The organism is Clostridium sp. C2-6-12 (assembly GCF_009928485.1).
Taxonomy (GTDB): domain Bacteria; phylum Bacillota; class Clostridia; order Clostridiales; family Clostridiaceae; genus Clostridium.
The window spans coordinates 1-16819 of record NZ_JAABNP010000063.1; the positions used below are offsets into that span (position 1 = coordinate 1).

The window sequence follows — 16819 nt, forward strand, 5'->3', positions numbered from 1 at the left end:
CGAGTAATTCTATGAATAATCAAGCTATTTTTTCATAACAGCTTAACAGATTCAAAATATAAGACCATACCGATTATATCACGTTATTTAAATATTGTCATATCTCTAAATACTATTATTTGTATGTTTATTTATATTGAATGTCTCTATTTATAAGAGTTAAACACAAATTTGTATCTATAAGAATTGTTCCCTTATATTAAATTTTGTATCTTTTTTATTAAAAGGTTCTATGCAATAATTTTGTAAAAAAATACGTTATCAAAGAATTTATTTCTTCAACAACGTATTTTTTATATTTAATATATCCTCTTACTCTCTTTCAAAACGGAACCATTCAAAATCAAAATTACATCCAGGAAGAAATATAAAAGTTACTTTTTGTTTACCTATTATCTGCTCTAAATCAAAACACTGTTCTTCATAATCTTCCTTTAATTGAACAAACTCAACAATTTGTTTACTTTGTCCTTCCTCGTTGGCAAATTGAATGTTAATAGTATTTTTATCTATTGGTGATCTTCCTCGTATAATGAGTTTAGCTGCACCTTCATCACCAAAATCCATATTTTCATATTCTAATGATACATTATTGCCAATTCCTTCAACACTTCCTTCTTTTATTTCAAAAGTATCTCCATAAATATGAGTACATTCTACTGCTAAATTTCTTTCAAAAGCTTTATTTTTTCTTTCAAAATAAAAGCCTTTTATATGAACCTTATCACGAAGTACAAAGAAAATTGAAGTAATTCCCTTAAGTCTTTTTGATAACTTATAAGTTTCTTCCTGATAAACATTCCATATAGATTCTTTTTGATAAATTACATCTGCTAATAATGTACTCTCCTCTTTATCAGGTATTCCTTCCCAAATTTGCATTGAATATTCTTCACTTGATAACGCAAATATTGGAATTGTAATAATATCCGATCCATAATCTCCAAAATCAATATCATAAAAACCTACTTGAGTTTCACCATCTCTGCTTGTGGCTATTCCTCTTTCATTTCCATTTCCTACTTCACCTTTACTATAATCATAAAGTCCAGCTGATATAAATCCATATGGATCTTTATAAGCTGCTCCCAATCCAATTGCTTTAAATTCAAGCTCTGATATAATTTTTGTTTTATCAGTGCCATTTTTACTGGTACAACGGACTCTAAATTCACCATCTCCTAGAGCAGTTACCTTTGCTTCATTATCAAGAGCTTCTATTTTTGCAATATTTGAAACAATTCCAACATCATTTACAACACTCCATTCCACTTCTTTATAAGAAGCATCTTTGGGATGAACTATTGCACTTAATCTTACCTCTCTTTTTTCTTGATTAAATACATGTCCTGAAAAACTTATTATTTCAACCTTTCGTACAGGTATTTCTTCTATATTTCCCATAATGCATGGCATATTATTATTCTCCATGAAAGCAGAAATTCCATCTAATATTTCATCTTTTGCTTCAACTGCTTCAAATTCCATAGTTTCACTTTCTAAACCAACTGAAGAAACCTTTATTTTTATTTTTCCCGCATTTAAAGTTGCGCCTATAATTGCTATTAATTTTCCACTAAATAATCTTCTAGACCTTCCTTTATATTGGTCATAATCAGTACTATCTCCATTATCAAGTCCAAGAAGACGACCTGCTCCAGTAACTTGAACTTTTACTCTATTTGAAGCATTTTCTACAATATTTCCATCTACATCTTTCATTGTGATTTCAACAAAAATTAAATCTTCACCATTTGCAATGAGCTTTTCTTTATCTGGCTGTAAACAAATTTCCTTTGCATCTCCAAATGATTTTTTTGAATCTATTGCTATAACTTTGCCTGTTTCATCATAAGCTATTGCCTTTATTTCACCTGGTTCGTAAGGTACTTTCCATACACCTACTAATTCATTTCCATGTTCATGATCAATATTAAAAGTTCCTACCAATTTTTCATTTAAATATAACTCAATTTTAGGTGCATTAGAACATACCCTTACATCAATAATTTGTCCTATATTAAAATCCCAATAAGGAAATATATGTACCATTGGCTTTACTTTGTAATCTGTCCACTCTGCTTGATAAATATAATAAGAATCCTTTTTAAAGGTAGCAGTATCAATTTGTCCAAAATATGAGTTCTTTGTGTGATAAGGTGTTGGCTCTCCTATATAATCAAAGCCTGTCCAAATAAATTGGCCTAAAGAAAATGGAGTATCTCTGTCTGCAATAATACAAGCTTCTGCTGATTTTGCTCCCCAGCTTGTCGAACTATTTCCAAGCACAGAACATTGTTCATCATCATCTGCTAAAATTGATTTTTCAAAAGGGAAATGATAAATCCCTCTACTTTGAACTACTGATGCTGTTTCACTTCCATAAATAATCCAATCTGGATGCTCTTCATGATGCTTTTTATAATATTTTTCTGCATAATTGTATCCTGCAAATTTCACAATGTCAGCGCATTTTTGAGCGTTTTCCCATGGCATAAAATTAGAGCCAATAGTAATTGAGGCATTTTCCTTTGAATCATACTTTCTTACATAATCCATTAGCATTTTTGTTATTTCTTGTCCTCTTTCATCAGCATGAGTATCATAAATTTCATTTCCTATACTCCACATTAAAAGACTTGGATGATTTCTATCTCTTTTTATCCAGCTCTCTACATCTTTAAGTGCCCACTCCTTAAAAAATCTAGCATAATCATAAGTAGTTTTTGACCTTTCCCACATATCAAAAGCTTCTGAAAGTATGAGAATACCCATTTCATCTGCTAAGTCCATTAGCTCTGGTGCAGGCATATTATGTGCTGTTCTTATAGCATTAACTCCCATTTCTTTTAATATTTCAAATCTTCTCTTTAGAGCAGTTTTATTAAAAGCAGCTCCTAATGCTCCTAAATCATGATGTTCGCAAACTCCATTTATCTTTAATTTCTTTCCGTTTAATTTTAAGCCTTCATTAGAATCTAATATTATTTTTCTAAATCCAATATTTTGTTCTATTGTTTCTATTTTTTTGTATTCTTTTTTTGACACTTCATTATCTTCAACTATATATAGTTCAGTTATCAATTTATAAAGATTAGGTTCCTCTATATCCCATAATCTTGGTTTTTCTACAAATAATTTTTGCTTACTAATTACTATATCTTTCTTTATTTCACCAAATTCCTCGAAAGTTTCAGATATAATCATATCCTTATACATAAGAATATGTGCAAGCTTAGCTTCTTTAGCAATATTCAAATCCGTATCAATTTCTACTTCCCAGCTATTATTGTTTTCTTTCATTGTCACATAAGTTCCATCTGTAACAATATGATTCTCATCCCTTGTCTTGAGCCACACATTTCTATATATACCAGCCCCTGAATACCATCTACTGTTAGGACTTTCATGTATGACCTTTACAATGATTTCATTATCTCCATTAATTAATGCTTTCGTTATCTCATATTCAAAAGACGAATAACCATATTTCCATTCTCCAATAAATTGACCATTTACATAAATGGAAGAATTCATATAGACTCCATCAAAATAAAGTAAAACTCGTTTTTCCTCTTTACTATACTTGAACTTCTTGCGATACCAGCCTATACTGTTTTCGTATAAATCTAACGTATTGTAAATAAGCCAGTCATGTGGGATATCTACTGGTTCAAACTTTAAATCATTAATATTGATTTCTTCTACTTTACTTTTAGCAAATTCCCAGCTATCATTAAATAAAATCTTATTATTCATACTGTATACTCTCTTTCTATATAAAGTTCTCTTACTTATTAAATTTCCAACAAGCAAACTGGTCTTTTAGCATTGGTAGATATTGTTTCCATATAGAACAATCTGTAATCTCTATTGGTACTATCCTAACATTACGTTTTCCTTCAGCGTCCCACTCTTCATATCCCCATCTAAATCCAGCTATATATGAGATTGTATCATCATTAATTCTACTTGGCTGTGTAACTAAAAATGTATCGGCAATCCACTCTAATTTAGCGTAACCTCCAAGATTGTTACATGGTGCATCATAAATTTCTGCTGGATAACCAAAAGCAAAAAAAGGTACACCTAAATTACGCATATTATCATTGATATCTACCTCTGATAATACTTTGCAAGGCACATTCTCTGTTAACGATAAATAATATTTATCTGTTATTATTTGTATCCAAGCACTTGAGTTATAGTAGCCTGTTCCTTCATAATCTTTTATATATGCCTTCATTGTTGGATAACCCTTGCACATTTCCACATCAAATGGTAACCCTTTTAGCAAATCAAATCCTGATTTATTAACACTCATATTTTCTTCATATGAAACTTCTACTGTTCCTACTTTATTATTTAATGTGAATGGTATTTCTATTTTCAACTCATTCATCAGCACTTCTCCCCATTCTTTTAATTTAACTACTCAATAAATAAAAGTATTTTTTTATTTATATTCTATATATTTTATATTTCTATCTCCTCGCAATGAAGTATTCTATAATTCGAAATTAAACTTGAAATATCATTGATCCAATCCTCGTATTTCAAATTAAAAAACGCATATTGAATCATTGGAATTAATAGCATAGATGCTACCTGCTTTCGATAGTCATTCCAGCAAGTATCCCATGTATATCCCTGTACTCCATGTGCTAAAAGCTCTTCATAATATTTTCTAACTAGTAATTGATGAAATTCTTCACTAAAATTTTCAGGAAAAGACACCCTAGTTAAATGTGCCATGTCTCTAGCACCAATTCCTACTCCCCAAAATTGAAAGTCAACAATAATTGGAGCTTTATCTTGATCATGTGAAAACATATAATTATAGATATGTGAATCCCCATGTATTAATGTAATATTATTTTTGCTACAAATACGTTTATATCTCTCAGTTTCAAGTCCAACTGAAATTTTTAATGCATGCTCAAAAATAGTGAAGGTTTCAGCATCAAAACGATTTTCAACATAATTTATAAATTTGTCATAACTTTCATATGTATTTTTTATGTACGAATTCACATCTTCCATAGTATCCATCAGCAAACTGTTTGAATCAATTTGATGTAAGTTCCAAAAAGTAGCATGAAATTTTGCCAAACTAAAAGCTGCTGAAATCCATACATTTTCTGATGTAAAATCAACTTTTCCTGATGGGCTGAATTCATTTGACAAATCCTCCAATAACAAAAGATATTTGGATTTATCCTCAGATATATATGCATCAAAGCATTGTGCTATTGGCAGTTTTATATCTTTTAAATTCTGTATAAACTTATAAAACTCCACTTCTTTTATACTTAACTCATCATAAGCATGATTTTGAGAGTTATATTTTATAGTCTTAATAAAAAATTGCCTTATTAAATCCCTATGACCATTTTCTTTAATTAAAATCCTAAATTTTATAGTTAGTGCAGTGTTGGATTCTATTATGTCACAAATTTCTATATTAGATATTAATTGAGTTTGGTTCAGTCCCAAAATATTTGTAAGGTATTGTGTATCTATTATTGGTTGGCTTTTCATAATATTGTCATATATTTGAATATCCAATTTATATCAACTCCATTCGTAAAAAAAATCATCATATTTTACTAATCCATGAATAGCATTTTTCTAATTCTTCATCACTAATTAAATCAGACCTATGTTCAAACATAACTTTTACATTAGGATTTTCCTTTGTGATAATTTTTAAATATTCTTCAATAGGAGCCCATCCATCTTCTTCTTTTAAATTAGGTAGTGCTGGGAAATGGCTATTTTCTAAATTGCTAAGCACTTTAACATTCCATAAATGTACTACTTCTGTATATTTTGCATATTTTTTGATGATTTCTTTTTCATCAAAATTTAAATCAATTCTATTTTGCAAATGAAGTCTGCCTGTATCCAAACATATTCTTACTCTTTTATATTTTTCTAATAAGGTTTCAAGAAAATCATCATTTAAAACGTACTTATTTAATGCATCAAATTCCAGTACAGGAATGAAATTATATTCAAAACTTTTTTCTGACAACCAGCTAAAAAGTTTTTCACTATATTTCTTAAATTCATTAAATGAATAATCTTTTTCATATACATATTCACTTTTATCTGCAAATCTCCAGTTATCCATATTAAAATTCTCTTCTAATATAACTGGCTTGGGGTAATGAAATAATATATATTCTGGTTTCATTCCCTTATTTTTAATATACTCTAATTCCTCTTCAATACATTTATAAGCATTGTTTCTTATGCCTTCATCTAATGATAAAAATTGCTGATCTCTCAATCTTGAAATTCCATACCTTAAAGGAAAGTGTATTCCAAATCTAATTCTATTTCTTTCAGTATTTTTTATTAACTTTTCTACATCTTCTTCATTTCTCAAAAGGCATGCTTCTATTCCATAAAAATTTTCTCTAAAATCTCTATTAAATTTAACCTCATCGTATTTACCATACATTCCAATCATAAAATTTTTCATTTTCTCCAGCTCCATTACCACTTTCTATCTAGTAGCCTGTATAAATTTTTATTTATTAATGTCATCTCTATATATTCTTAATCTTTCTTTAAAAGCTTCTGTTTTATGATACCCACAAGATTTGAACTCATAACACCAACCTCTATATATGCAGTCAGGCACACAAACATTATATAATTCTGGTTCTTCATCTTTTATAGAATTGAGTACTTCTTTCCATGCATTCCTCGTTTCTTCAGAGGCTTGGTTACATAATCTTTTTCTAGATATATTTATCATTGCTTGAGTTGTTGCAATAAATTCATGTTCAACAAAGCTTCCTTGTGGAAGTTCATCTCTGTTTATACCTGTTCTATCCTCTCTTTGTGTTCTAACCCAATGTTCTATTCCAAATTTATGCCTCACAAAATGTACAGATACCCAAGATTTTAATTCATACCACTTGCATTTTATAAATAATTGTCTAATAGGAGAATGCTCACATAACAACATTCTCCTTTTCCAATTTGAAGATGGTTCTTTTTCACCTGCTTCTTTATTTATTGTAGTTCTTGCAGAATCTGCTACATCTCTCCATGAACCTCTTTTCCCTAAAAACTTTACCTTCATAATTAAGCTCCTTTTACTTTAAATTTTCGTAATATACAAAATTAAATAATAGTATTCTCTCTTAAATAATTCAAACTATTATTTATTACATTATAATCAGGTATACCTTCTGCTGAAAGTGAAGCACATTCAAGAGTTAATGTTCCCTTATAATTTAATGTTTTTATCATGTTGAAGAAACGTGGAAAATCTATATCTCCATCACCTGGAAATAGACAGTTCTTTAAGCTTTCTGTTGAATATGGTTTTCCCCTATAATCATTAATATGCATATGTGCAACATATGCTTTTTCCCATAGCCATTTTGTTTCAAGAGTTGTCCACAATAAATCATGATATGAAAGCATTCTAAGATCTAAAACAACTTTAGTTTGTGGATACTTTTCTATAAGTTTTTTTAAATTGTTAATGGGATTAGACTGTCTACATGGTAAAGTTTCTACTGCTATGCAAATTCCATATGCTTCAGCAATTTCTAAACATTTTTCAAAAGCAATTATATTGTTCTCAAATTTATCATCTGATATTGGCATTCCCCAAAGATGCAATACCATAAGTTTTGTATTGAGTTCTTTAGCCACCTGACAATTTAATTTTAATATATCCATTCCTTTATAATAATCTGTAGTATTTAATTCAGTTATAAGAGGACCTATATCCTTATCTGCATGTACTACCGGAAATTTAAGTTTACTTATGCTTAACTTATGAGTAATACTATCAATTTTGTTGTACCAATTAGGATACATTATTAATTCAAGCCCATCAGCATCTAATTTATGTCCATTTTCCAATATTGTTTTATAATCTGGAAAATTAGGATAGTGTGTTATAGCCCCCGTTGAACAAAAAACCCCTTGTATTTTTCTCAAAACTAATTCCTCCTTTATTATTATTGAAAGCTGCTACTAAAATATTTCATTTTGATACCTCTCCATTGCACAATAATTTACTATGTACATTTAAAAACATCTTATTCTAACTTCTATTTAAACCAAAGTTCTTCTGCCTTATCCCATATACAATTAGGCACCAATTCTAAATTGCTAAATCCGTTCTTTTCAGCCAAATTATAAGCATATCTAATAAAATCCATTACAAAGTCTTTGCCTTCTTTTATACTTTGAAGCGTTATCCTTGACCAAGCACTGCTACTTTTTAATATTCCACTTTCATAAAATACATCTTCTAATTCCTTAAAATCATATTTTACTTTATGATGTGAAACTGTCCATTTATTATCTTCCCATGATAATACAGCATATTCTGCACATTTACTTTTATTAAAGGGAACTCCAACAGAGCCTGGATTAACTACCAACTTATTATGTGAAACTTTACTCCATGATTCATGAGTATGTCCACAAATCAAAACTGATTCTTTTATAGCATTTAATGCTTTTTCTAACCTTTCTGGATACTTATCTGGAAAAAGGTCTTCTCGCATAGCAAATGGTGATCCATGTACTACTCGTATAGTATCCATTTGTGGTAATGAAATACTTAATTGTTCTGGTAATTCTTCAATATATTTTATATTATCTTTATCTATGGCATTATGTGTCCATACAACACTTGCCATTTGTTTATGCTTATTCCATTCCTCACGCATTCCTTTATGATAATTTATTACATATTCTTCTCTATTTCCCTTTATAATATATGCATTAAGCTTTTTAACTTTATCTAATACTTCATTAGGCTCTGGACAATCGCCAATATGATCACCAGCAATTATATACTTGCTAACTCCCAAATTTGTAATATCATTAAGTACCGCGTTTAACGCTGTCAGATTTCCATGTATATCTGATAAAACAGCAATTTTCATTATTTCACCACCTATTTTTATTTCATTATTAACTACTACTCCTTTTAGAAAACAGTTTCATTTGACTTTACCATATTATACTTTTAAATCAGACTTCAATATTGAATATACTGCTAAGTCATAGAATTCTCCATTCTTTTTATTGATTTTGGCCTGTCGCAATATTCCTTCAAGTGTCATTCCTGATTTTTGCATTACTCTTCCTGATGCAGGATTGAGGATGTTATGTCTACCTTCTATCCTATTCATACCAATCTCTTTAAACAAATAGTTTATAACAGCCATTAATGCTTCCGTCATAACTCCTTTGCCCCAAAATAATCTTCCTATATTATATCCAACCATACATGAATTGTATTTTTCACTTATTCCCATTATAGAAATTGAGCCAATTATTTCTCCAATATCTTTTAACTCAATTGCCCAATAATAACAATTGGGACTATAGGCGTTTATCCAACTTTCAACTAACTGCTTAGTTTCCCTTAAATCCCTATGTGGATCCCAACTTAAGAATTTACATACTTCACTATCAGTCGCCCAATTCTTATACATATATACTGCATCATTTTTATTAAATTTACGTAATAAAAGCCTTTCTGTTTCCAAAGGTTGTGTACCCTTATGTGTTAACATTTTTATTCCCCCATAAAAAAAACAACAGTTAATTCATTACAATTTACTATTATGTTAAAAAATATTTGATATATTGCCATTTATCAAACCTTTATATTTTTGTGATAATCCTATTTTTATATAATATTTTCATAAAAAACATAATTTCTATAATCTTTCCCTAATCCATTCACCTACACATTTAGCTGCTTCTTCAACAGATTTATTAGATGTATCTAATAACATAATATTAGGTTCTGTTTTATCTGCATTATCTTTTAACCATTGATTAAACGAAATAGAATCCTGTATCCAATTCTCATCATTTACATTTCTTCCTTGTCTTAACCTTTTTTCAAGTAAATCCGAATCGCATACGCAAGCTAAATAATGGATTTCTGAAAAGTACCTACGCTCTACACAATTTTCGAATTGTTCAGGAGTAGAGCAACCACATAAAACAACTGGCTTTCCTGATTGAGATATATTTTTACATAAACGAAGCCAAGTTTCTCTATAAGTTCTATAGTTATCTTCAAAAGTATTAAAAAAGTCAAACCATAAAAGATCAGAATCTAAAACTATATATTCTGTTTCCTTTTTATATAATTCAATAGATATAGTTGATTTACCAACTCCACTTGCACCACTAATTATAAATAAGGGTAATCGTTTTAACGGCTGTTCTTCCTTGCAATTAGGACATATCATAGTATTCCCATCCTCTGATATGATTTTATCAGCATGATATTGTCCACAATTTCTGCAATAATTAAGCATTCTATATACCTCTCTTATATAATATTTAAAATTTTTTCTAATTGATTAAATATAATTATATGTCTATTTGATTATTTACCAGTGTTTATAGCAGATTCACTAATTATGTAACAAAGCTTCACTCTACCAAACCATTTTTCCGCTTCATCTCTTTGTTTTCTATAACCATTTACATCTTCTATATATTCAAGTCCTTCAACAGCTTTATAATCCACTTTCAGCTCACCTATTCTATGTACTATCATTGGCCATTCAGCATCTGTCATTTTATCCTTTGAGTTATCTGATATTAACTGAGCACATTGTCTTGAAAAGCCACAAGAACCAGCAGTAACATCAGCTTTTTGTCCTAATTCCAAAGAAAAAATTTTATTAGTGATTTTTTCAGTTTCTATCCATTCAATTGGATGAGTGTTAAATGCTCTTTTTGATCTTCCTAAGATTAGATAATTATGCTGTGGTATTTCAACAGCTGTATTTTTCAGTTCCTGTCCATGCCTATCCGCCCAAGTAAGTAATCTATCAAAATCACAATAATGATAATACTGGTTAGAACCTGTCAATCCAAATTTTAAAACTTCCCTTCTTGCATGCGCAGCACCTTTCTTTGGAATAATTTTTATGTTAAAACCATTCTTTTTTATTTCATTTACTAAATCTTTGTTTGTATCTTCACTTACCGTTATAAACATATCTTTATATATTTCATTCAAGAAGGCACCAAGTTTTTTTACAAGATTAATATTGTTTCCAGCTGGATCATGTGTTACACAAACTAATCCAATATTGTTCATTTTGCTATCGCCTCTTTTCTAGTCACTTTAAATTAATAATTGTTTAAGATAGATGAAAATTATGTATTAAATTTATTGTAGAATATTCAACAATTATAAGTTTTTATTTTTTAACAATATATATTTCATATCATCAACTTTTAATTCCAGTTGTTTAGCAAAATACTCACTTTCTTCTACAAAGGTAAATCCACATTTTTCTATAACTCTTTTGGATTGGTTATTAGATGAGAAATGACCTATTGTAAATGCATCTAATATATTTTTATCAAAATAAAATCTAATCACTGCCTTAACCACTTCAGGCATTATCCCTTTTCCCCAATATGCCTTTGATAAAACATAACCTATTTCCTTAATCTTAAAATGAGCATAAATACTTTCATCATTAGCCCATGATTTATGTAATCCTAATGACCCAATTACTTTATTATTTTCTTTATCTATAATTGCAAAAACATTTTTTTCTGAAATGAATGTCTCTAATACTTTCTCCGTAGCTTCAATTGAATCATGATGCTTCCATCCAGCCATTTCACCAACACCTGGAATTGAGGCATATTCAAAAAAATCATTTACATCCTCCTTCTGCCAAGCTCTCAAAATCACTCTATCAGTTTCTATAATAGTTTTTGTAATATCAATAGTTATATCCATCTTCCCACCACCTAATATAAATAATTTATTTTTGCAATACTATATATCTTAACATTGAATTTTATAATATATATTTTAAAGCTAATCCTTATGAATTTCTTGTTTTGCTAATTGAATTACATCAAGAATAAATTCAGTCTTTCTACTTGTATATTCATGTCTATTATCTTTATACTTATTGGCTAAATCCAATTTTAACCTACAATATTTATCCCTATAATCAGAATGGTTATTTATAAAATCTCTAAATAAAATTAAATTATCCCAGTTTTTATCTCCATATTTTACAATATGAAGATTATGGGTGTTATTAGTTTCGTTACCTTTCCAAAAGAAAAATCTATTGCTCTTTCCCAAAGAACCTTTAAAATGATATCCTATAGACTCTATGTCATCTATTAATTTAAATCCATCATCAAAATGTTCTATTCCTACTACAATATCTATTATAGGTTTAGCATATATGCCTCGTATTGAAGTACTTCCAACATGTTGAATATCAACAATATATTCTTTGATACAGTTACAAATATTTATTTTTTCTTTTTCAAATAATATACTCCATTCCTCAGAATGAGCGTATAGCTCAACCGAATTTTTAGATAATCCTATCATATTATTTTTCCTTCCTGCTTCAAACTGAAAAAAATTTTATACTAATATTTTTATAATTTAATTTAGATAAAGCAATATACTAATTCAGTATATTTTACCAAATATTAACCAACAATAAAACATATATAATTATAGTACTTATATAAATTTTTACATTTTAACTTTATAGGAAAAAATAATATCTTATTTAAATAATAAATAAACTAATACTGTTGCCTCCGTCAAGAAAATATAAGTTTTCACAAAAATAATTTTTAAATAATAATAAACTTGCTTTATATAATATAAAACCCTAGAAAAATCTAATTTCTAGATTTTTCCAGGGTTTTTAGTCAATGTTCAAAATTACCTTTAAATTCACTGCAATAATATATTATTTAAATTGCAATATCTCTATAAAATCTGTTTTAATAAATTATTCTACCTTTATTATCTTGTATTCCAGACATTCTATAAAAATAAGTATTAATTTGATCTCTCCAATCTCTAGCACTATCTAATTGTATATTAAGGCGATCAAGTACATGTTCATATACATTTTCATCTATACTTCCTTTTAGTTCTGTCCATTTATGAACAAATCCTTCTACTGCTTCAAAACCTTCAAAATGTGTATCATAAATATGTTGAATTACTGTTTTACCTGATTTTAATACATGTGTATAAGGAACATGGTGGAAAAATAATAGTAATTCATCTGGACAAGTTTCTACATTGTTATATTGACTTTTTAGAGGTTCATTATATTGTCCTGAATATCCTGTACCACTTTCTACAGTACGGTCAATTCCAATTCCTCTGCAATCTGCTCTATTATATGTTCCCCAAGGTGAAAACTCATATCCATCTACATCTGGTTCATAGTGATTGCCAGTAGATACCATCCAGCCTATACCAAGTGGTGAAGTATAATTTTCATATGCTTCCCAAGAATTCATTAATATTTCCATTACATTTTTCATAACTGTTTGGTTATTTCCGAAAGTAAGGTTAATCCATTCCTCTGCAACTTCTTCGCTTGTAATTTCACTATTCCATGCAAGTCTTCCATAACCATAAAGATTTACTTGCGCCAAGAAATGTCCTGTCCAATTTTCATCATTACCTACATTAACTATTGCATCTATTCCACTTACTCTTTTAGCTACTTTGCTTTCACTATTACCATTTGCATAAGTTTGAGTGTTTAAAATTTCCTTCCACATAGGAATTAAATAGCATACATGTTTTTGTTGCCCTGTATATTCTTGAGTTATTTGAAGTTCCAATAATTTATTAGTTTTATCCATTGCTCCAAATAATGGTGATACTGGTTCTCTAACTTGGAAGTCCAATGGACCATTTTTAATTTGAAGATATACATTATCTAAAAATTGTCCATCTAATGGTTTAAAACAATCATAAGCTGCTTTAGCTCTATCTATTGAATGGTCTCTCCAATCTTGTTTACAGTTATATACAAAGCATCTCCATATTAATAGACCTCCATATGGTGCTAGTACTTCTCCAAGCATGTTTGCTCCATCAGCATGATTACGTCCATAAGTAAATGGTCCTGGTCTTCCTTCTGAATCTGCCTTTACCATAAAACCACCTAGGTTTGGAACTACGCTATACATATATTCAACTTTTTTCTTCCACCATTCTTTTACTTTTTCATCTAATGGATCTGAAGTATCTAAATCCTTTAAGGTAATTGGAGCTGCAAAATTTATGCTCAAATAAGTTTTAATTCCCCATTTATTAAATATATCATTAATAGTTTTTACAATATTAATTTTGCTATCCATTAAATGAGTTTCTGCTTCATGAACATTAGTATTGTTTATTATTGCTCCATTGATTCCAACAGAAGAAAGCATTCTTGCATAGTCATTAATTCTTTCTAAGTCAGATGCTACTTCATAGTCATCAGCAAATGCTTTTCTTAATGCATTATTAGTTGCTGTTATACCTCCTATAACATCCATAACTTCTTTCATAATATCTTTGTTACGGCAACTTTCAAATAGTACAGATGCCCCTGCAAATCCACGCTCAATTGTTCCATCAAGATTATCCCAATGATTTATCATTCTAATCTCTTTCTTTGGATTATCTATAATTTCTATTCCTTCGATTTGTTTATTTTGTTCAAATAAACGTAATAATCCAAATACTCCATAAAGAATACCACTATCATTCTTAGCTGAAACAATTATGCAATCATTATTTTCATCATGTTTTATTTCATATCCATCATTAATTAGTCTATCATCATTTATCTTCACTAACTTTATATACTTAGTATCCTTAATATCTTTTTCATTTTCATAAACAACTTGAGCTTCTTTAATGCTTCCAATTTGTTCAAAGGCTCTTTTTAGTTCTGATAATGCAGATTCTATAATTTCACTTTTGTGTGAAATTAAAATACTTTTAAGGTATTCTTTATATTTACTATTTTCAATATTACTATGACTTAACCAACTAGAATATAGTTTACTTTTCTTATTTATCATATTATTTCAACTCATCTTTCCTTTTACAAATTATACGCTAACCTGTTAACCCTTCATTCCTGTTGTAGCAATTCCTTCTACAAAATGCTTTTGAGCAAAGAAGAATATTAATATACAAGGTAATATACTTACCAATGCCATAGCCATTATCTGATTCCAGTTGACTGCTGCTGATGCATCCAGTGATATTCTAAGTGCTAAAGGTAAAGTTAACTTACTAACACTGTTAATATAAACTAGTGAATTAAAGAAATCGTTCCAAGTCCACATAAATTGAAATATTCCTGCGGAAAATAACGCTGGTTTACTTAGTGGCAGCATAATCCTTAAAAATATAGTAAATGAATTACAACCATCAATGGTTGCTGCCTCATCTAATTCTCTTGGTACACCTCTGAAAAACTGAACTAACATAAAGATGAAAAATGGATATCCAGCAAAAATTGCAGGTACAATAAATGGATTATAGCTGTCAATCCAGCCTAAATCTCTAAACAACATATATTTAGGAATGATAACTACAGCATTTGGCAGCATAAGCGTAGATATCATAAGTGCAAATAATATCTTCTTAAATGGAAATTTAAATCTTGCAAAACCATAAGCTACCACAGCACTTGAAATAACCGTAAACACTACAGTTGGTATAACAAGTTTTATTGTGTTAAGAAAGAATGTGCTGTAACCATATTGTCCAGTTCCCTTCCAGCCTTCAATATATGAATCCCACGTAAATGCTTTAGGAAGTAATGCTGCTGAACCAAATAATTCATCATTACTTTTAAATGAGGCAAAGAAAAGCCATACAACTGGATAAATCATAACTATTCCTACTACAACTAAAATTACATATCTTAAAATCGTACTTCTTGATTTTTTTTTCACTAAAACTCGCCTCCATCATCATAATAAACCCATTTTCTTGAACTTTTAAATACTATTGCTGTGAAAAATAATATTATTATAAATAAAACCCAAGATAAAGCAGAAGCATATCCCATTTTAAAGTACCTAAAGGCTTCTAAATACAACTTCATTCCATATAAATAAGTTGACTGCATAGGTCCTCCACCAGTAATTACAAAGGCTGATGTAAACTCCTGGAATGCTCCAACTAATTGCATAATAACATTGAAAAATACTATTGGTGTTAACATTGGTATAGTAATTGTAAAGAACATCCTAACCTTTGATGCTCCATCCATTATTCCAGCCTCATATAGTTCTGCTGGTATCTGTTTCAAGCCTGCAAGAAACAACACCATTGAAGAGCCAAATTGCCAAACAGTAAGAATATCTATTGTAAATAGTGCTAAACTAGGACTTCCTATCCAATCAAGAGCTGGTAATGAGAATGCAGATAAAAGCTTATTTATTGTACCTTCCTTCATAAATAAGAAACGCCATAATACAGATACTGCTACACTTCCTCCAAGTATAGATGGAATATAATATATAGTTCTAAAAGCATTTATAAATTTTAATTTTGAGTTTAATATCATTGCAATAAGCAATGCAAATACTAATTTTGCAGGCACTGATGTAAATACATATATTATTGTCACACTCAAGGATTTCCAGAACTCTGGATCTACTGTAAACATACGTATGTAATTATCTAAACCAACAAATTTAGGTGTCCCACCTAAGCTTAAATTTGTAAAAGAATAATAAAATGATGAAATCAAAGGATATAGTTGAAAACCAAGAAAACCTAATAGCCATGGAGCTATGTATAGTAATCCTGTATATTTTTTTAATGTCTTACTTCTTTTATGAGTACGACTTTTCTTTAAACTAATAGCTGTATTTTGTTCCACGTAAAAACCTCCTACCTTTACTTTAAATTAATCTACTACAATTGCTAATTATTTATTAGGTTGTTGAATAAATAGAATCTGTAAAAAATAAATAAGCCATTCCTTTG

Annotated in this window: 15 protein-coding genes; all 15 read right to left on the reverse strand. The window is 29.2% G+C overall.

Annotation, left to right across the window (positions count from 1 at the left end; translation table 11 throughout):
• Nucleotides 1–312: 312 nt before the first annotated feature.
• The 15 genes from GXK56_RS26480 to GXK56_RS26550 all read right to left on the reverse strand — a co-directional run bounded on the left by GXK56_RS26480 (nt 313) and on the right by GXK56_RS26550 (nt 16712).
• Nucleotides 313–3759 (reverse strand): glycoside hydrolase family 2 TIM barrel-domain containing protein, encoded by a 3447-nt coding sequence (locus GXK56_RS26480; protein WP_160693140.1) that lies wholly within the window; start codon nt 3757–3759, stop codon nt 313–315.
• Nucleotides 3760–3790: 31 nt separating this feature from the next.
• Nucleotides 3791–4402 carry a hypothetical protein gene (locus tag GXK56_RS26485; protein WP_160693142.1) on the reverse strand — a complete coding sequence of 204 codons (612 nt, stop codon included), beginning with the start codon at nt 4400–4402 and terminating at the stop codon, nt 3791–3793.
• 74 nt (nt 4403–4476) lie between these two features.
• The gene (locus GXK56_RS26490; RefSeq protein WP_160693144.1) at nt 4477–5568 is read right to left on the reverse strand and encodes a phosphotransferase; all 1092 of its coding nucleotides are present in this window, start codon (nt 5566–5568) and stop codon (nt 4477–4479) included.
• A gap of 31 nt (nt 5569–5599) precedes the next feature.
• Nucleotides 5600–6490: a sugar phosphate isomerase/epimerase gene (locus GXK56_RS26495; RefSeq protein ID WP_160693146.1), complete on the reverse strand. Its 891-nt coding sequence runs from the start codon at nt 6488–6490 to the stop codon at nt 5600–5602.
• 48 nt (nt 6491–6538) lie between these two features.
• The gene (locus GXK56_RS26500) at nt 6539–7099 is read right to left on the reverse strand and encodes a thymidylate synthase ThyX (RefSeq protein ID WP_160693148.1); all 561 of its coding nucleotides are present in this window, start codon (nt 7097–7099) and stop codon (nt 6539–6541) included.
• 41 nt (nt 7100–7140) lie between these two features.
• Nucleotides 7141–7971 carry a sugar phosphate isomerase/epimerase family protein gene (locus GXK56_RS26505; RefSeq protein ID WP_160693150.1) on the reverse strand — a complete coding sequence of 277 codons (831 nt, stop codon included), beginning with the start codon at nt 7969–7971 and terminating at the stop codon, nt 7141–7143.
• 113 nt (nt 7972–8084) lie between these two features.
• Nucleotides 8085–8930 carry a metallophosphoesterase family protein gene (locus GXK56_RS26510; protein ID WP_160693152.1) on the reverse strand — a complete coding sequence of 282 codons (846 nt, stop codon included), beginning with the start codon at nt 8928–8930 and terminating at the stop codon, nt 8085–8087.
• Nucleotides 8931–9005: 75 nt separating this feature from the next.
• On the reverse strand, nt 9006–9566 hold the full coding sequence (locus GXK56_RS26515; RefSeq protein ID WP_160693154.1) for a GNAT family protein: 561 nt from the start codon (nt 9564–9566) through the stop codon (nt 9006–9008).
• Nucleotides 9567–9713: 147 nt separating this feature from the next.
• Nucleotides 9714–10325, reverse strand: a complete 612-nt coding sequence (locus GXK56_RS26520; protein WP_160693156.1) for an AAA family ATPase — start codon at nt 10323–10325, stop codon at nt 9714–9716.
• A gap of 71 nt (nt 10326–10396) precedes the next feature.
• The gene (locus tag GXK56_RS26525; protein ID WP_160693158.1) at nt 10397–11119 is read right to left on the reverse strand and encodes a hypothetical protein; all 723 of its coding nucleotides are present in this window, start codon (nt 11117–11119) and stop codon (nt 10397–10399) included.
• 93 nt (nt 11120–11212) lie between these two features.
• Nucleotides 11213–11776 (reverse strand): GNAT family N-acetyltransferase, encoded by a 564-nt coding sequence (locus GXK56_RS26530; protein WP_160693160.1) that lies wholly within the window; start codon nt 11774–11776, stop codon nt 11213–11215.
• Nucleotides 11777–11857: 81 nt separating this feature from the next.
• On the reverse strand, nt 11858–12391 hold the full coding sequence (locus GXK56_RS26535; protein WP_160693162.1) for a GrpB family protein: 534 nt from the start codon (nt 12389–12391) through the stop codon (nt 11858–11860).
• A gap of 407 nt (nt 12392–12798) precedes the next feature.
• Nucleotides 12799–14892 (reverse strand): alpha-glucuronidase family glycosyl hydrolase, encoded by a 2094-nt coding sequence (locus tag GXK56_RS26540; protein WP_160693164.1) that lies wholly within the window; start codon nt 14890–14892, stop codon nt 12799–12801.
• Nucleotides 14893–14937: 45 nt separating this feature from the next.
• Nucleotides 14938–15777 carry a carbohydrate ABC transporter permease gene (locus GXK56_RS26545; RefSeq protein WP_160693166.1) on the reverse strand — a complete coding sequence of 280 codons (840 nt, stop codon included), beginning with the start codon at nt 15775–15777 and terminating at the stop codon, nt 14938–14940.
• The gene (locus GXK56_RS26550) at nt 15777–16712 is read right to left on the reverse strand and encodes a sugar ABC transporter permease (protein ID WP_160693168.1); all 936 of its coding nucleotides are present in this window, start codon (nt 16710–16712) and stop codon (nt 15777–15779) included. Before GXK56_RS26550 ends, GXK56_RS26545 begins: the two co-directional genes overlap by 1 nt.
• Nucleotides 16713–16819: the final 107 nt, after the last annotated feature.